This window comes from Collinsella sp. OF02-10 (assembly GCF_003463445.1).
GTDB lineage: Bacteria > Actinomycetota > Coriobacteriia > Coriobacteriales > Coriobacteriaceae > Collinsella.
Genome location: NZ_QSCW01000001.1, coordinates 324,333 through 342,082, shown reverse-complemented (window position 1 = coordinate 342,082; position 17,750 = coordinate 324,333). Strand labels below are relative to the sequence as shown.

At 59.9% G+C, this 17,750-nt stretch carries 15 protein-coding genes and 1 tRNA gene; 15 read left to right on the top strand and 1 reads right to left on the bottom strand.

What is annotated here, in order from left to right:
* Positions 1–198 precede the first annotated feature (198 nt).
* A complete protein-coding gene (gene arcC / locus DXA43_RS01475) occupies positions 199–1,161 on the top strand; it encodes a carbamate kinase (protein ID WP_006235166.1) in 963 nt (320 codons plus the stop codon).
* 509 nt (positions 1,162–1,670) lie between these two features.
* On the opposite strand, the gene DXA43_RS10415 is transcribed toward arcC, so the two are convergent.
* Entirely contained in the window at positions 1,671–2,672 is a 1,002-nt protein-coding gene (locus tag DXA43_RS10415; protein WP_233539988.1) for a C39 family peptidase, read from the bottom strand.
* A 356-nt stretch (positions 2,673–3,028) separates the two neighbouring features.
* Here DXA43_RS10415 and DXA43_RS01465 point away from each other — a divergent pair, with 356 nt between their 5' ends.
* The 14 genes from DXA43_RS01465 to rbr all read left to right on the top strand — a co-directional run bounded on the left by DXA43_RS01465 (position 3,029) and on the right by rbr (position 17,525).
* The gene (locus DXA43_RS01465; RefSeq protein ID WP_117646630.1) at positions 3,029–4,480 is read left to right on the top strand and encodes an APC family permease; all 1,452 of its coding nucleotides are present in this window, start codon (positions 3,029–3,031) and stop codon (positions 4,478–4,480) included.
* A 131-nt stretch (positions 4,481–4,611) separates the two neighbouring features.
* The gene (locus DXA43_RS01460; RefSeq protein WP_117806056.1) at positions 4,612–5,889 is read left to right on the top strand and encodes an amidohydrolase family protein; all 1,278 of its coding nucleotides are present in this window, start codon (positions 4,612–4,614) and stop codon (positions 5,887–5,889) included.
* Positions 5,890–6,006: 117 nt separating this feature from the next.
* Positions 6,007–7,392 carry a histidine kinase gene (locus tag DXA43_RS01455; protein ID WP_233539987.1) on the top strand — a complete coding sequence of 462 codons (1,386 nt, stop codon included), beginning with the start codon at positions 6,007–6,009 and terminating at the stop codon, positions 7,390–7,392.
* A 38-nt stretch (positions 7,393–7,430) separates the two neighbouring features.
* A complete protein-coding gene (locus tag DXA43_RS01450; protein ID WP_117806054.1) occupies positions 7,431–8,165 on the top strand; it encodes a LytTR family DNA-binding domain-containing protein in 735 nt (244 codons plus the stop codon).
* A 92-nt stretch (positions 8,166–8,257) separates the two neighbouring features.
* The gene (locus DXA43_RS01445) at positions 8,258–9,202 is read left to right on the top strand and encodes a zinc dependent phospholipase C family protein (RefSeq protein ID WP_117806053.1); all 945 of its coding nucleotides are present in this window, start codon (positions 8,258–8,260) and stop codon (positions 9,200–9,202) included.
* Between the two features lie 101 nt (positions 9,203–9,303).
* Positions 9,304–10,563, top strand: coding sequence for an MFS transporter (locus tag DXA43_RS01440; protein WP_117736883.1), 1,260 nt, complete (start codon positions 9,304–9,306; stop codon positions 10,561–10,563).
* A gap of 171 nt (positions 10,564–10,734) precedes the next feature.
* Entirely contained in the window at positions 10,735–11,922 is a 1,188-nt protein-coding gene (locus DXA43_RS01435; protein WP_117806052.1) for a glycosyltransferase, read from the top strand.
* Positions 11,919–13,262: a histidine kinase gene (locus DXA43_RS01430; protein ID WP_117757814.1), complete on the top strand. Its 1,344-nt coding sequence runs from the start codon at positions 11,919–11,921 to the stop codon at positions 13,260–13,262. The genes DXA43_RS01435 and DXA43_RS01430 overlap by 4 nt, the downstream gene beginning before the upstream one ends.
* 72 nt (positions 13,263–13,334) lie before the next feature.
* Positions 13,335–14,051, top strand: coding sequence for a LytTR family DNA-binding domain-containing protein (locus tag DXA43_RS01425; protein WP_006235156.1), 717 nt, complete (start codon positions 13,335–13,337; stop codon positions 14,049–14,051).
* A gap of 96 nt (positions 14,052–14,147) precedes the next feature.
* Positions 14,148–14,615, top strand: a complete 468-nt coding sequence (locus DXA43_RS01420; RefSeq protein WP_117806051.1) for a YfcE family phosphodiesterase — start codon at positions 14,148–14,150, stop codon at positions 14,613–14,615.
* A 407-nt stretch (positions 14,616–15,022) separates the two neighbouring features.
* Positions 15,023–15,100, top strand: a tRNA-Asp gene (locus DXA43_RS01415).
* Between the two features lie 358 nt (positions 15,101–15,458).
* Positions 15,459–15,944 carry an Rrf2 family transcriptional regulator gene (locus DXA43_RS01410; RefSeq protein ID WP_117629049.1) on the top strand — a complete coding sequence of 162 codons (486 nt, stop codon included), beginning with the start codon at positions 15,459–15,461 and terminating at the stop codon, positions 15,942–15,944.
* Between the two features lie 21 nt (positions 15,945–15,965).
* Positions 15,966–16,871: an adenine glycosylase gene (locus tag DXA43_RS01405; RefSeq protein ID WP_117806050.1), complete on the top strand. Its 906-nt coding sequence runs from the start codon at positions 15,966–15,968 to the stop codon at positions 16,869–16,871.
* Between the two features lie 114 nt (positions 16,872–16,985).
* Positions 16,986–17,525 carry a rubrerythrin gene (rbr, locus tag DXA43_RS01400; RefSeq protein WP_117806049.1) on the top strand — a complete coding sequence of 180 codons (540 nt, stop codon included), beginning with the start codon at positions 16,986–16,988 and terminating at the stop codon, positions 17,523–17,525.
* Positions 17,526–17,750: the final 225 nt, after the last annotated feature.

Here is a 17,750-nt window from a genome sequence, read left to right as displayed (position 1 = left end):
AGTTGCACGTAAATGGCGTAGATATGCCTGAACTGGGCTTCTTTACGCTGAGCGGGTAAAATCGACCGTTCGCCGCTTAGGTATTTTCAAAATGAATAAAATGAGCGATAAAGAGAATATAAACCTTAATAAACTCGCGTATCGCACGGACGCGGGTTATTAATGGGTTGTAGGCCTTTTACAGAAAGGATTCCAGCAATGTCTAAGCCTCTTGGCAAGCCCGATCGTATTGTCGTCGCCCTCGGCGGCAACGCCCTCGGCAACAACCCCGTCGAGCAGATCGAGGCCGTGAGCAACACCGCCCACGCTCTCCTTGGTCTTATCGAGCAGGGCAACGAGATCATCATCACCCACGGCAACGGCCCGCAGGTCGGCATGATCCAGAACGCCTTCGCCGCTGCCCACGATGCCATCGGTACCCCCGAGATGCCGCTGCCCGAGTGCGGCGCCATGTCCCAGGGCTACATTGGTTATCACCTGCAGCAGGGCATCGGCCGCGAGATGCACAAGCGCTATAAGCGTTGGCACGCCGCCACCGTCGTCACCCAGATCGAGTGCGATCCCGACGATCCCGCGTTCAAGAACCCGACTAAGCCGATCGGTCCCTTCTACACCGAGGAGCAGGCCAAGGAGTTCATGGCCGAGGATCCCTCCAAGGTCTTCGTCGAGGATTCCGGCCGCGGCTGGCGTCGCGTCGTCGCTTCTCCCGATCCCAAGAAGATCGTCGAGGCTGACTCCATCCTCAACCTGCTCGACAACGAGTTCATCGTCATCGCCTGCGGTGGCGGCGGCATCCCCGTCGTCCGCGACTACGAGAACAAGGGCTGCTACAAGGGCGTTCCCGCCGTCATCGACAAGGACCTGGGCGGCGAGCTGCTGGCCGAGGACTGCGACGCCGACGTCCTGTTCCTGCTGACTGCCGTTGAGCATGTCGCCATCAACTTTGGCAAGCCCAACCAGGAGGAGCTCGAGGACCTCACCGCCGACGAGGCCGAGCGCCTGGCCGACGAGGGCCAGTTCGGCAAGGGTTCCATGGAGCCCAAGGTCCGCGCTGCCATCAAGTTTGCCCGTTCCCGCAAGGGCCGCACCTGCATCATCGGCGCCCTGGACAAGGCCGCCGAGACCATGGCCGGTCTCTCCGGTACCCGCATCCACGAGTAGTCTCTACTCTGTTGCATCTCTCGTGGGCGCCAGGCAAAGCGCCCACAAACTAGCCTCTCTTCATGAGCCCCGCAGTCCGCTCCGACTGCGGGGCTTTTGCTATTCACCTAGTCATTGGGGACGTTCTTAAACGACTAGTCAAACAAGAACGTCCTCAACGACTATTCATTTAAGTTTGTCCCCAATGACTGCGGAAACCCGGCACTTGGGGACGTTCCTTTCCTGCCGGCAGCTTGGGACAGTCCTTAAAGGCCACTGTCGATCAACTGCGGAAAGTGCATCCCAGGATGAACGTCCAAAACGGGATCTAGTTTCCCTTGAGGTCCTCAACGGGAAAATGCGTCCCGGAATTTGGCCGAAAAGCGGGATGTTGTTTCCCAAACGGACCGCTAGCGGAAAGCGCATCTCACCATTGAGTTCCAAAGTGGGATGCGCCTTCCGTGCCGGCAGTTCCGGGCAGTCTGGGGCCACTCATTTAAGTCTGTCCCCAATGACTATGTCCCCAATGACTAGTAGTAGGCCCACATGGCTTCGATTTCGTTGAGGACCTCCACCACGCCCCAGCGGCGGGCGCTGCGGCTGGCCGAGTTGGGGTCGTAGACGCCAATCTGGTTGGCATCGTCGATGCCGTAGAGCACGATATAGTGGCCTACGTTGGTAAACGTGCCGGGGCGCACTGCGGCGATGACGGGCGCACCCGAGCGAAGTGCTTGGGTAATCGATTCGCGATTGTTATAGAGCTGTGTTCCGTTGAGCCCCAGCTGCCACGCACCGCCTGTCATAAACGACCACTCGGTGGCACCAGTGGGGGCGTAGTTGCCGGCTTCGGCCAGTGCGCATATATCGACCGGCGTCTTATCGGTATGGCCGGTCTTAAAGATATAGACCATGGTGAGGCAAGTGGGACCGCAAGCGTTTTCGCGAATAGTGCCACCGGCATAGGGCAGCTCCGACCATGCGGGGTCAATTTGGTAGATGTGGGGCATGGTGCCGGCCTGCCACTGCGAGCGTGGGGTCGAGAACGCAAAGGAGTAACCGGGTGCGACGGGAGCTTTAAGCAGCTTGTCCTCGGCAGTGGGCTCGAGACCGGCTGATCCGTGAGAGATACAGGATCCCAAAAACACAAAGACGAGGCAGGCGGCGATGGAGCAAAGCGCAAGGCGTAGGCGGCGGGCCGGAAGCACGTGGCTTGTGGTATGCGACGCGGGGTGAGGGGCGGAATTGCCGCGATCGCGTTGAGGTCGCGAAAAGGAACGCTTAACGTAGTAGTCGGTCTTACGGCTATCGTAGCGGCGTGGCTGCGATGTGTCGGTCTGGCGTTGGCGTGTGCTCGTACTCACGCGGCCTGACCGCTGCACGGTACGGCTTTGTTTCCGCGAAGAAGTCCCGAGCTGCTCTTGGGGGCGCTGCGGGTTGTCGTTGTCGGAGGTGCTTCTGGGCGTTGGCGTGGTGCGGCCGGCAAGGCGCACGCTTTGTGGCCGTTGGTCGTCGTCATTGTATCCGTATGCCATTCGAATCACCTTGCCTCATGTGTAACTTGTCTATCCTACATAAAAAGAGGCGCGACACATGGGTATGTGCGCCAAAAGCCTGACAAATGGTATGAACGTTGCCGCGCCGCGCGCCAAGCGTCGCGGCAACAGGTATTCAAAAGCAGACAAGATGAAAGCGTCCAAGACGAATGACGTCTTCCGCCGTTCGTCCCAAAAACGGCGCCGCTCGTTTTGCAGTTCTGCCTTCGGTCGAGCCACAAGCGGCGCTGCTGTGCCAAGGCCGTATCTTAAAGCCACGAAATAAAAGCGCGCGGCAAAACAGACCGCGCAAGGGGTGACGCCAAAGAGGCGTCAATAAGGAAAGGAGGGGAACAATGGCGGACAAGAACGCAGAAGTTGCAGTCGAAGGTAACGGCGGCATGAAGAAAACGCTTTCGCTCTGGAACTTCTTCACCATCGGTTTCGGTGCCATCATCGGTACTGGTTGGGTCCTGCAGGTCGGCGACTGGATGGTCGTGGGCGGCGGTCCCGTTCCCGCTATGATCGCATTCCTCTTGGGTGCAATCTTCCTCGTGCCCGTCGGAGCTGTTTTCGGTGAGCTCACGGCTGCTATCCCCATCTCGGGCGGCATCGTCGAGTATGTCGACCGTAGCTTTGGCCGTACGCTGAGCTACATCACCGGTTGGCTCCTGGCCCTGGGCAACGGCATCCTGTGCCCGTGGGAGGCCATCGCCATTTCGACCCTCGTGTCCGAGATGTTCGGCAGCCTGCCCGGTCTTGAGTGGCTGCGCGCCGTCAAGCTCTACACCATCTTGGGCGCCGACGTTTACTTGTTCCCGACGCTAATCGCGCTCGGCTTTGCAGTCTACGTCATCTTCCTCAACTTCCGCGGTGCCAGCTCGGCCGCCAAGCTCCAGGCCTTCCTGACCAAGGCTCTGCTCTGCGGCATGCTGCTCGCCATGGGTGTCTCGCTGTTCACCGGTTCGCCGGAACACGCCATGCCCGTGTTCTCCCAGGTCACCGGTGCTGGCGGCGGCAAGCCCGCTACCGAGGGCACCAGCCTGTTCGCCGGCATCGTGTCGGTCCTGGTTTTGACCCCGTTCTTCTACGCCGGCTTCGATACCATTCCTCAGCAGGCTGAGGAAGCAGCCGAGGGCCTCAACTGGAACAAGTTCGGCAAGATCATCTCCCTGGCCCTGCTGGCCGCCGGCGGCTTCTACATGGTCTGCATCTACTCGTTCGGCACCATCCTCGACTGGCATGAGTTTGTTAAGAGCCCGGTTCCCGCGCTTGCCTGCCTCAAGGGCATCAACATGCTCCTGTACCTGGCCATGCTCGTCATCGCCACGCTTGGACCCATGGGCCCGATGAACTCCTTCTACGGCGCCACGAGCCGCATCATGCTCGCCATGGGCCGCAAGGGCCAGCTGCCCGAGAAGTTCGCCGAGGTCGATCCCAAGTCCGGCGCTCCCAAGCTCGCCTGCGCCGTTCTGGGCGTCATCACCGTCATCGGTCCGTTCCTGGGCAAGAACATGCTCATCCCTCTGACCAACGTGTCGGCTCTCGCCTTCATCTTCTCCTGCGGCATGGTCGCCCTCGCTTGCCTGCGCATGCGCTTCACCGAGCCCGACCTGCCTCGTCCCTACGAGGTGCCCGGCGGCAAGTTTGGCATCAGCCTCGCTGTCGCTGCCTGCGCCGTCATCATTGGCCTGCTCGTGGTCCCGTTCTCTCCCGCCTCCCTCAACATGGTGGAGTGGAGCATCGTGATCGGCTGGCTGGCCGTTGGCCTGGCCCTCATGGCCTTCACCAATTCCCGCAAAAAATAACGCCTAGCCGGGGCGGATCGGGTGCGCGGACCCCTCTCTTCCGCGCACCGAACCCGGCACCACTTGGGTAGCTTTGTGAGGCCATAACCCAACATGGCCTCGCCCACTATATGGATCCATAAGGAGGAACCATGTCCACTAAGTACGCAATCGTTGGCGGCAAGCTCATCGACGGTACCGGTGCCGAGCCGGTCGAGAACTCCCTCGTTCTCGTCGACGACAACGGCAAGATCGGGTATGCCGGTGCTATGCAGGACCTTCCCGAGGGCGTTGAGGTTATCGACGCCGCCGGCAAGACCGTCCTTCCCGGCCTGATCGACACCCACCTGCACTTCTCGGGCAACCTGACCGACGATGACACCGATTGGGTTATGCAGCCGCTCCTCGAGAAGCAGGCCGTCGCCGTCAAGCAGGCCTACGACTGCCTCACCCACGGCCTCACCACCGTCTGCGAGATCGGCCGCTTTGGTATCCAGATCCGTGACTGCATCGACAAGGGCGTCTTTAAGGGCCCGCGCGTTCTGGCCACCGGCCTGGGCTTCTGCCGTGTTGCCGGTCACGGTGACTCCCACCACTGCAGCCAGGAGCTCAACAAGGAATCGCATCCCTGGGGCGACCAGGTCGACGGTCCTTGGGATTTGCGCAAGGCCGTCCGTCGTCGCCTGCGCGAGAACCCCGATGCCATCAAGATCTGGGCTACCGGTGGCGGCATCTGGCGCTGGGACTCCGGTCGCGACCAGCACTACTGCTCCGAGGAGATCCAGGCCGTGATCGAAGAGGCCAAGTTGGTCGGCATCCCCGTGTGGAGCCACTGCTACAACAACCACGCCGCTGCCTACGATTCCGTCCGCTTTGGCTGCGAGCAGCTGATCCACGGTTTCGATATCGATGAGCGCACCATGGACCTCATGGCTGAGCAGGGCACCTTCTTCACGCCGACGATCGCCTTCCTGCCCACCTGGTACGCCACCTATCCGCCCGTCTACGTCCCCGAGCTGCACGACAAGTACGAGGGCACCCTGGTCGAGAAGGAGCTGCAGCGCAACTACGACTGCCTGCGCGAGGCCAAGAAGCGCGGCGTCGTCATGACGATCGGCTCCGACTCCTTCTCCTTCGTCACCCCGTACGGCACCTGCTCCATCGAGGAGATGTACGAGTTCGTCGACAAGATCGGCTTCACCCCGGTCGAGACCATCACCTGCGCCACCCTCAACGGTGCCAAGATGTGCCACATCGAGGACGAGACCGGTTCCATCGAGGCCGGCAAGTGCGCCGACCTGCTGGTCGTCAACGGTGACGTCGCCGCCGACATCCACGTGCTCAACACCGACAACATGGACGTCATCATGAAGGACGGCTGGATCGTCGAGGCTGGCACCTTTGGCGAGGCCAACAAATACAGTGCCTAAGATACCGTTTGTCGATGGCTGGATGTAAAACACAGTTTTTGATTGCATAATGCAATGGAGAGGGTCGCTTGCGGCCCTCTTTATTGCTATGGGTGCGGTAGACAAAAGGGGATGACGGTGGATTTAAACAGGCTGATTCTGGGCAAGAGCTACAACTCGACCAAGGTCTTTCGTACGGCCCAGCATGTGGTCCAGGCCATCCTGCTCGGTGTTGTCGTTCCGGCGCTTATCCTGTTGCTTATCTGGGATTTAACCGATAATCCCAATCCCGTTCCGGGCGTTGTCGTTATTGCCGGCCTGGTCATGCTGTGCTTCTTTTTCTCGTATGTCTTTGTGGTCCCCGACGACCTCACATCGAGCGCAACCGACCGTACACTCGCCATCGCATCAAAAATATTCGGCTACACGTCGCGTGGCCTTACGCCCGAAGCTGCCCTGGGCGCCTCCAAAATCATTCTGTCCGAAACTATCGCCTCGGCCATCTGCTTCACCGACGGCAAGCAGGTGTTGGCAAGTTGGGGCGAGGATTCGACAAAGTGTCCCGCCGGCACCCCGGTCGTGCTCAAGACCACGCTCAGTGTGATTGAGACGGGCGAGCAGAGCGTGTTTTCGCGTGACACCTCCAATGAGACGGGTGGCTATTTTCCCCGCCTGCGCGCCGGTATTGTCGCACCGCTTACCGTGCGCGGGCATTGCGTGGGTACGCTCGAGCTGTACTATCCCCGCCTGAGCAGCATCGATATGCGCCAGACGGCGTTGGCCTCGGGCTTTGCCGATCTCATTTCCACGCAGCTCGCCAGCTTTGAGCTCGAGCGCCAGGACGAGCTTACGGCCCGCGTGGAGCTGCGCGCCCTGCAGTCGCAGGTCGACCCGCATTTTCTGTTCAATACCATCAGCACTATCGTGTCGCTCGTGCGAACCGAGCCCGACAAGGCGCGATCGCTGCTGATCGACTTTTCCAATTACTATCGTCAGACGCTTTCTGACTCCGATACGCTCACCACGCTCGAGCATGAGGTGGAACAGGGCACTCGTTATATCAATCTTATGCAGGCCCGGTATGGCGACGGCCGTCTGCGCGTTTCGGTCGACATCGACTTTGAGGTGCGCGACAGCATGGTGCCGCCGTTTATCTTGCAGCCGCTGCTCGAAAACTGCATCAAGCATGCGCAGCGCGAGACCGAGCCGCTTTCTATTCGTGTTGGGGCTTTTGAGACCGATGACGGCTTGGAGATCATCGTCGAAGATGACGGCATCGGTATGAGCGAAGAAGTCTGCGCGCACCTGTTTGAGCAGCATCGCCGAGAGGAGCCCGAGAGCATTACCGCCGACGGCTCCATCAAGCGAGGCTGCGGCCTGGCGCTCTTCAACGTGCTTCAGCGCATCCATTTCTTTTACGGGGAAGATTCTGGCATGCGCGTGAAGTCCCAGGAGGGCGCGGGAACGCAGGTCATCGTCGAGCTGAACGGCGAGCCGCATGAGCCGGCGCCGATGACGGTGTAGCACGCGGTTGGATTGAGAGAAAAAGAGGGGAAGCGCATATGTCCGAGGGATGGAACATCTTGGTGGTTGATGACGAGCCTCCTATTAGGGCTGAGCTACGTTATCTGCTGGAAAAGGATGCACGTGTGGGCCAGATTGCCGAGGCGGGCAATGTCACCGAGGCCGTGGAGTCGATTCTGTCGAACAAGCCCGACGTGCTGTTTTTGGATATCACGATGCCCGGCCGCTCGGGAATTGAGCTAGCCGAGACCCTGCAAAACCTAAAGACGCCGCCGGTGGTGGTGTTTGTGACGGCGTTTGCAGAGTTCGCGGCCGACGCGTATAACCTCGATGCTGTCGACTATGTCGTCAAGCCGGTCGAGGACGCGCGCCTGTCGAAGGCGCTCGACAAGATCGAAACCGCCCTGGGTGTTCGTCGCGCTGTCCATACCCCGCGCCAGCCCCTTCGCCTGACGGTGGACCGCGGGGGTAAAAAGGTGTTCATCCCCGTGGCGGATGTCTGCTACTTTGAGGCGCGCGCCGACTTTTGCAATGCGGTCTGTGCCGAGGGGACATACCTGATCAATGAGTCGATTTCCTCGCTCGAGCGTCGCTTGGCCTCCGAGGGCTTTATCCGCGTCCATCGCAGCTATCTGGTCAATTTGGAAGACGTGCACAATGTTGAGATTGGCTCCACGGGGTTGATGGAGCTCAGGCTCGACCGCGTGAGCTCGACGGTGCCGGTGTCCCGTCGTCGTGCCGCTGAGGTCAAGTCGCACCTGGGACTTGCGTAAGAGGCTTGCGTGCCGTCGTTTACCGCCGTGGGTTTGGCATGACCGTGCGGTGGGCATAATGGGTGGCATCGAATGAAATCGAAAGGATCATTATGCCTGCGCTCATTACGCATCATCTGTTTGGCGAGGAAAGCATCGACCGTCTTCCGCAGGGCGTTATCACGTCCGACGAGGAGCGTATTGCCTTTATCCTGGGCAACCAGGGCCCCGACCCGTTTTTCTTCCACATGCTCACGCCGCGCGTTTCCGATTGCACGTTGCTTGCTCAGGTCATGCACCGCTCGCGTATGTCGCGCCAGTTATCGTGTCTGCGCGACGGCGTGTCGCACCTGCAACCGCGCGATGCCAACCTGGGTCGCGCCTTTGCGCTGGGCCTGCTGTCGCACTATGTGCTCGACCGCAATGCCCACCCCTTTGTCTACGAGCAGCAGTTTGGCATTGTGGACTCCGATCCCGAGCTCGAGGCTTCGGGCAGCCAAGTTCACGCCGTGCTCGAAAGCGACCTGGACGTGCTGATGCTGCAGCTCAAGCGCGATGGGGCAACGGTCGAGGATTATCCGCCGGCGGGCGAGATCGTTACGACCGACCGCATCAATCGTGTTGCCGGCGTGCTGATGAGCTACGTCGCCGGGCGCGTGTACGGTATCGATATCCCGGCGGGGGAGTACGCCGGCGCCGTAGCCGACATGCAGCTGCTCTACCGCACTATCGAGCCGGCCGGTTCGGCCAAGACGCGCGCGATTGCCCTGATCGAGGGCTTGGTGCACGATTATTCGCTGCTCGACGGCCTTGCGCACCGTGTGACGACCGAGCTGCCCGAGCGTACCGGCAACCTGGGCCACTTGGCATGGAAGAACCCCTTTACCGACGAGGTCTCGAACGAGAGTTTCCCCGAGGTCTTTGACCGCGCGCTGGTCGATTACGAGTGCACGGTCGCCCGCTTTATCGAGACCGGCGATATGGAAGCCGTGACCAACCATGTCAATTACAGCGGTCGCGTGCTCGGCGCCGACGAGGAGTTCGACCGCGAGGAGTAGGGCTCGTGCGTGCCCCTTTGCCGAATCCTTACCGGCGCCTCTGGACAATTGGGGTACGATGAACTAACTGCATATCGGGCGAATACGAAGGGGCCCTGTCCATGAAATACACCAAGCTCGAGCGTAACTGGGTTATGTACGATGTGGGCAACTCGGCCCTCGTGCTGCTCAATACCTCGGTGGTGCCCATCTACTTTAACGCCATCAATACCGGTGCTTCCTCGGCAGACCTGGTGGTCGCTTGGGGCAACGCTCAGACGATTGCCTCGCTGGTCATTGCCATGCTCATGCCCATTCTGGGCGCGCTTGCCGATTACGCCGGCAACAAGATCAAGTTCTTCTTGGGCTTCTTCCTCACGGGCCTGGTTCTTTGCCTGGCGCAGGCTATCCCAATGTCCGCCATGGCATTTTTGACTGTGTACGTGCTGTGCACCATCGGCCTCAACTCTTCTATGACGTTCTACGACGCTATGCTGCCCGACATTACCACCGACGAGCGCATGGACGTCGTGTCCAGCTCGGGCTATGCCTGGGGCTACATCGGTTCCACTGTGCCGTTCATCATCTGCCTGGCGCTTATCATGGGTGGTCCCGCTCTTGGTGTCCCCACCATGCTGGCAACGCGTCTGTCGTTTATCATCACTGGTGCCTGGTGGCTCATCTTTACCCTGCCGCTCATTCGCACCTATAAGCAGAAGTACGGTCGCGAGCGCGGTCCCGAGGACACTATCGGCCACATCGTGGGCGGCGTGTTCTCCGAGGTCGGACACACCATGCGCGAGATCGCCCACAACAAGACCGTGCTGGTCTACATGATCGCGTTCTTCTTCTATATCGACGGTGTGCACACGGTCATTTCCATGGCAACCAGCTACGGATCGGCCTTGGGCATCGATTCGACCCAGTTGGTCCTGGCGCTGCTCGTCACGCAGTTCGTGGCCTTCCCGTCCGCCATCATCTACGGCAAGCTCGCCGGTCGCGTGGGCACACTCAATATGATCTTGGTGGCCGTCGCCGCCTATATGGGCATTGTGCTGTTCGCCGCGTTCTTCCTAAAGACCGCCTTTGAGTTTTGGGTGCTTGCCATTATGGTCGGCCTGTTCCAGGGCGGCGTGCAGGCGCTCAGCCGCAGCTACTTTGGCCGCATTATTCCCAAGGAAAAGTCCAACGAGTACTACGGCTTCTTTGATATCTTTGGCCGCTATGCAAGTGTTATGGGCACCTTCCTGGTGTCGGTCGTCACCTCGCTGACCGGCAACCCGTCGCTGGGCGTCCTTTCCATTGGTGTGCTGCTGGTCGTTGGCTTTATGCTGCTGGTCCGCCTGTCCCGCATGACTCGGGCGGCAGAGCATGCCGCATAGGAGTGAGCGGCTATTGTGCCTGTCCACGGTACTCTTTTGGGGTTATCCGCAATAAACATTGCGACTTGCGAGCAATGATTTGCCCAAGTGGGTATGATGGAATCAGCTAGGTCGCGGGGCGTCGCCTGTGTTTGGCGGCGTCCCGTTTTTGTGTTGCAGGGAGGGTAAGGCATGAACGCCACGGTCGTGATTCCAACGTATTGGGCGGGCGATGACGCTCGCGCAAACGCCCCTGGCACCTATGACCATTCGACACGACTCAACGCCGACAATCCCGAACTCGACCGCTGCCTGGCCTCGCTTGAGCAGGTGCGCGACATCCCGCGCATCATCCTTTTGGTGGTCTGTCCCGTTTCTGCCACAGCCGATGTGTCGCTGCGCGTGCACGAGATTGTCGACGCGCATCCCACGCTCAAGGTCACCGTTGTTACCAACACCCAGGCCTCGCGCATCGCAGACCGGGTTGCTCAGATCGCGCCCAAGGGTTCGGGCGAGTGCGTGAGCCTGCGAGGCTACGGTGCCATCCGCAACATGGGGCTGGCCTGCGCTGCGGTGCTGGGGCATGACGCGGTTATCTTTTTGGATGACGATGAGACTGTCATCGACGCCGACTTTATGAAGCGCGCGACCTATGCGTTGGGGCAGCAGACGCGTCAGGGCTTGCCGATCTTGGTCAAGAGCGGCTATTTCTACGATCGCGACGGCTCGCCGTTGGCTCCCACGGACAAGGCGGGCATCTGCCATCGTTGGTGGACCAAGCGCATCGAGTTCAACCGTTGGATGAAAAAGGCGCTCTCGGGCACCCGCATCTCGCGCTCCAACTACGTGTGCGGCGGCCTGATGGCCCTGCACGCCCGCGCCTTTACGCGTGTGGCCTTTGACCCGTTTATCACCCGCGGCGAGGACTTGGATTACCTCTTTAACATGCGCATGTTTGGCTACGACGTGTGGTTCGATAACGAGTGGACCGTGCGCCATCTGCCTCCGGAGTCCGAAAAGCGCTCACCGCGCTTTATGCAGGATGTATACCGTTGGTACTACGAACGGGCCAAGTTGACATTCGCCGCGCATCAAAAGGAGCTCATTCCCGTTACGGCGGCATCGCTCATGCCCTACCCGGGCCCGTGGATTTCGCGCGAGCTCGACGACCGCGTGCGCAAGACCGCTATGGTCCGCAGCGTGTTTACCCGCGAGCATGAGGGCTACCTGCGCATCTGGCGCCATGGTATCGACGAGGCAAAGGCCTATGCGCGCCAAAACGCTGCAAGCTATCTGCGTTTCCAGAGCTTTTGGCCCAAGATCATGGACGGGCTTTGGCGTGACGCACAACTGATCAGTATCCTGGAGGGGGTCGAATGATCGACCGCCGCGCCCAGCGCGATAGTTCAATATCAATCTTTCGCATCATTGCCGTTGCCTGCGCCATTTGCGTGCTGGTGTACTTTATTTTTGCCTTGGTGACCGGTATCGAGCCGATCGCCACGGTGATTGCCTGCGCGCTGCTGTGCATCTTTCTGTGCATTTTTATCTTTTTGACGCTCAATCCCGATTCGGTGCGCTCCCAGTACACCGAGGAGACGCTCTCGGTGGCCTCGGCCATGCTCGAGGACATTAAGGGCGGTCTGACGCAGGAGTCGGCGCGTTTGGTGTGCCGGCGCATTTTGCCCGAGACGCGCGCCATGACGGTGGCCATCACCGACGAGGACAACGTGCTTGCCTGCGCGGGCGAGTTTGAGGAAAAACTGCTGCCCGATACTCCCATCCACACGCTTGCCACACGCTACGTTATCGAACATGGCATCGTGCAGTCGTTCAACCGTATGGTGGATGTCGTGGGCTCGGACGGCTCGCACAACCAAGTCCCCGCCGGCATTATCGCCCCCATCAAGGTGGGCGATCGTACCGTCGGTACGCTCAAGTTCTACTACAAGACCCCGCGCGCCGTCGACCGTACCCAGTACGCGCTTGCCTCGGGCTTTGCCGAGATCTTGTCCACACAGCTCGCCATCCACGAGCTCGAGGTACAAAAGGAACTCACGGCGCGCGCCGAGGTGCGTGCGCTGCAAGCGCAGATTAACCCGCACTTCCTGTTCAACACGCTGAACACCATTGCATCGTTTACGCGCACCGACCCGCTGCGGGCCCGCGAACTGCTTCGTGAGTTCTCATCGTTCTATCGTGCCACGCTCGACAACTCGGGATCGCTTATTCCGGTCTCGCGCGAGGTCGCACAGACCAAGCGCTACCTTACCTTTGAGAAGGCCCGCTTTGGCGAGGACCGCGTGCTTGCGACGTTCGATGTGTCCGAGGACGTGGAAGATACGCTGGTGCCGGCGTTCGTGATCCAGCCGATTGTCGAGAACGCCGTGCGTCATGGTATGGGCGACGACGACGCCCTGAGGATCGACGTGACCGTTCACCAAGACGGCGAGGATGCAATCTTGATTGCCGTGGCCGATAATGGCGTGGGCATGGATGAGGGTACCGCCGCCAGACTGTTTGACGAGCGCTCTGCCCGTCCCGACGCCAGCTCTCCCCAGGGTGGCGGCGCCGGTGTGGCCATGCACAATATTTCGGAGCGCATCCATCGCTTTTTTGGGCCGCACTCCTATACGCGTGTCGAATCGGCGCCGGGCAAGGGCACCAAAGTGCTTCTTCATCTTGATTTGTCAGAGAGCATCTTTGACATTCAAGAGTAAAATAAAAGGCTACGGGCTCAACGTCATGCGACGGATGCCCGGCGTAGTTAGTTGACGAAAGGTTTTATCCCTATGCTGCGTGCGATGATTGTGGATGATGAAGCGCCGGCTCGCTCGGAGCTTCGCTTCTTGCTCGAGCAAACGGGCAAGATCGGCACGATCACGGAGGCGTCGAGCGTCCGCTCCGCCATCGAGATGCTTATGGAAAGTCGCGTGGATGTCGTGTTTCTCGATATCTCGATGCCCGGTGCCTCGGGCCTGCAACTTGCCGAGGCGCTGCATAAGCTCAAAAATCCGCCGGCGATCGTGTTTGTGACTGCGTATAGCGACCATGCGGTCGAGGCATTCGACGTGGATGCCGTCGATTATCTGATGAAGCCGGTCGAGGAAGCTCGCTTGGATCGCGCGATCGAGAAGGTCATGCAACGCGCCAAGCCGGTTACGGACAGCAAGGTGACCATCGAGCGTATCCCGGTGGAAAAGGGCGGCCGCAAGGTGCTCATTCCCGTGGACGACATTCGCTTTATCATGGCCAAGGACGATTACTCCTGCATCTATACCGTCGATGATCGCTTTTTGTCGACGACCTCGCTGGCGCAGTTTGAGGCCAAGCTCTGCGACTTTGGCTTCTTCCGTGTTCACCGCCGCTATATCGTCAACTTGGCGTGCGTTACGGACGTCGAGACGGTGCCCTCGGGCGCCATCCAGCTGGGCATTACGGGCGTCGACGAACGCGTGCCGGTTTCGCGCCGCCGCGTCGTGCCGCTCAAGAAGGCCTTGAGTCTCTAGCACACTGGCCCCGCAGCCCTGTAGACCCATCGTCTGCGGAGCCGTGGGGCCTTTTTTGTATGTATCTGCCGAATCGTTTTTTGCGGAAGGGATCCCATGAACAGCGCAAGCGCCAAGCGTATCGACATCATCTCGGACACCCACGGCTATTTATCGCCTGCGCTCTTGGATGAGCTTGAGGGCGCAGACCTGATCATCCACGCCGGCGACCTCACGTCAGAGATGGACTACGAGCACCTGTGCACCATCGCCCCTGTGCGGGCCGTATTGGGCAACAACGATTACTACCGCGACTACGGCCCCGATGTAGACCGTCTTGCGCTCTTTACCTACGAAGGCCTCAAATTCGCCGTAGCCCACTACCGCGAAGACCTTCCGGTGGGATCCGTAGACGTAGCCATCAACGGCCACACCCACGTAGCCAAAGAAGCCCAAGTGGGCCGCTGCCTAGTCCTCAACCCGGGCAGCGCCAGCTACCCCAGAGGCACCCGAGGCCCCACCATGGCCAGAATGCTCGTCAAAGACGGCAAGATCATAAGCACTAAATTTATTGATCTAGAGTAACCACAATAAAAACGGGGGATGCAGATGCGTCCCCCGTTTCCATTTGAGCCAATGGCCGAGCTTCAACAAAAACCTTAGACAACCCCGCCGCGGAGAACGGGGCCGCCGAGCCGCGAAGCGGCGAGCAACAACAACGGCTCGAACAATGTGACGGCAGGGAGGGCTTCCGGGGCTGAGGGCGGGGGTTAAGTTTGTCGCGAGTTCCGCACGCAAAGGAAAGCACTTAATGTGCTTTCCGTCTTGCGCAGGACTGTAGAGCAGCAAACTTAACCCCCGCCCTCAGCCCCGGAAGCCCTCCCGGATGGCCCCAAAAAATTTTTCAAAAAAGTTGTTGCGCGCCGGACAGACTTCTGTGTATACTAATCCCCGCAGCGCACGCGAGCGGAAACAAACGCGAACGCCTGCCTGGGGAGTTAGCTCAGTTTGGTTAGAGCGCCGGCCTGTCACGTCGGAGGTCGCGGGTTCGAGCCCCGTACTTCCCGCCAACGCAATTAAAGCCACGTCTTCGGACGTGGCTTTTTGCGTTTGATGCACTTTGTTTCGATAGAACGATCGCCCTGGCGCATCTTCGCCCAGAATCCCCGCGCCTTCGGGAACGCAAGTAAAATCTAATAAGTCTATCTGTCTGAACAACAGCTTTGTTGCGCAACACCTGTTCAACGAGACAGGGGGTTAGGTTATACTAAATTGCACTGTAGGCCGCATCTGATGCATTTCGCTCCAAGCGCGGCACTCAGTGGATATCCGATTTACCATTTGGATGTCCTGCGGTCATTTAGCGTCTCGACACAAGCTCGGCCCCGGAGCTCGTTCGAGCTGTTCGTATTCCTTGAAAGGGGAAAAATGGACATATCGAGGAAGACTGATTACGCCCTTCGTATGCTGGCGATGCTTGCCGAGGATCCGGAGCGTTTGCTTTCTGTTCGCACCGCTGCCGAAGAGGTCAATGTTCCGTATTCGTTTGCCCGCTCGATTCAGCACGGTTTGGTCCAGGCCGGTATTGTGGAGAGCCTGCGTGGCGTCCACGGTGGCATGCGTCTCAAGGTCAGTCCGGACGACGTCACCATCCGCCAGGTCGTCGAGGCCGTTCAGGGCCCTATGGTTATGAATGATTGCACCGCACCCGATGGCGACTGTGCACGCATGGGCACGTGCTGCTATCATCCCCTGTGGGCCGGAGCTCAAGCGTTGATGCGCGATTACCTCGATTCCGTTTCGCTCGGCGACATCGTCGCTCACCGCCAGTTCCCGGCCGTCGATCCCAAATTCGCCGACCGCGAAGCGTTTCCCGAGTACGCCACCTGCGCGTGCGCTTGCCGGGAGGAATAGCGCCGCATAAGGAGCATAGATATGATTCAGGACCCCTTTCGTTCGATGATTCGTTCGGAAGGGGTCCTGCGTTATCGCGACCTTCCGTGGCGCCGCACGCGCGATCCGTACATCATTTGGCTTTCTGAGGTCATGCTGCAGCAAACACAGGTACCACGCGTGGAGACGCGTATGCCGGCGTGGCTCGATCGCTTTCCGACCGTGCAGGCGCTTGCCCAGGCCGCGCCTTCCGATGTTTTGGACGCTTGGCAGGGCATGGGCTACAACCGACGCGCTCTGGCGCTTCACGGGGCCGCTCAACGGGTCGTAGAGGATTGGGGCGGGGAGTTTCCGCACGAGACGCGTGACTTGGTCGCTCTGCCTGGTATTGGCCCGGCAACGGCGCAAGGTATCCGGTCGTTTGCGTTTGATCTTCCGGGCGTGTATCTGGAGACCAACGTGCGCACGGTCTTTCTGCATCACTTCTTTCCCGATGTACCGGCTGTTCCCGATCGCGAGCTGGTGCCGCTGATTCAGGCGGCCTGTCCGGCGGCCCCCGGTGCGGCGACCGACGAGATCGCTCCCTTTGCCGTGCCGCTCGATGATGCCGATACGCCGCGCGCGTGGTATTACGCGTTGCTAGATTACGGCGCATATCTAAAAAAGACGTTGCCCAATCCGTCCAGGCGCTCGGCGGGCTATAGCCGTCAATCAAAGTTTGAGGGCTCACGTCGCCAAAAGCGCGCGCATATCGTGCGCATGTTGCTGGCAGCGCGCGATGGCCAGCCGGCGGGGATTACGCTTGCTGATGCCGTGGTGGGCGTTAACGAGATGGAAGCGGCGGCTGGGCGTGGACCGGTCGAGCGCGAGCTTGTCGCGGACATTCTGGCCGACCTGGAGCGTGAGGGCTTTTGCCGAGCCGAGGGCGATCGCTGGCTGAGCATCTAGCCCGTGCAAATCTGAAGAACAGGATTGTAAGGTTTAGATTTTCGGCATGAGGGCATCCTAAAGACGAGGCCGCTCGAAGCCTACGGGCGGCATGCGTTGAAGGGAAGTACACCTATGGATTTTGAGAATTCTCAAACCAAGAAGAACCTCGAGACCGCTTTTGCCGGTGAGTCCCAGGCACACACCAAGTATCGCTACTATGCCTCCAAGGCCAAGAAGGACGGCTACGTTCAGATCTCGAACATCTTTGCCGAGACGGCTGGCAACGAGTCCGAGCACGCCAAACTGTGGTTTAAGTATCTGCACGATGGCGCCGTTCCCGGCACTCTGGATAACCTGCGCGATGCCGCCGCGGGCGAGAACTACGAGTGGACCGAGATGTACGACGAGTTTGCCAAGACCGCCGATAAGGAGGGCTTTGCCGAGATCGCCGCGAAGTTCCGCGGCGTCGCTGCCGTCGAGAAGGCTCACGAGGAGCGCTACAACAAGCTCGTCGAGCGCATCGAGTCGGGCGAGGTGTTTGAGCGTGAGGGCGTAAAGGTGTGGAAGTGCCTGAACTGCGGGCACCTGCATGTGGGTGCCGAGGCGCCTGAGGTGTGCCCGGTGTGCAACCACCCCAAGGCGTACTTTGAGGAGCAGGTGGTGAACTACTAGCGCTTGGCGCTAGCATGAGCTGGGCCGGGAGGGCCGGACTACCTTCCCTCCTCGCTCACGGCTTCGCAGGGCAACTGCTGGTTTCACCGCTCCGGGCGTCAGACCCGCGGCGCATCCCTTTCCCTCTCGCTCACGGCTTCGCAGAGTCGCGCGAGGCAAAGGCATACGCCGCGGGTCTGACGGCGCGGGCTTGCCAACGAGTTTTGGCTAATAGATTGGTTTGCG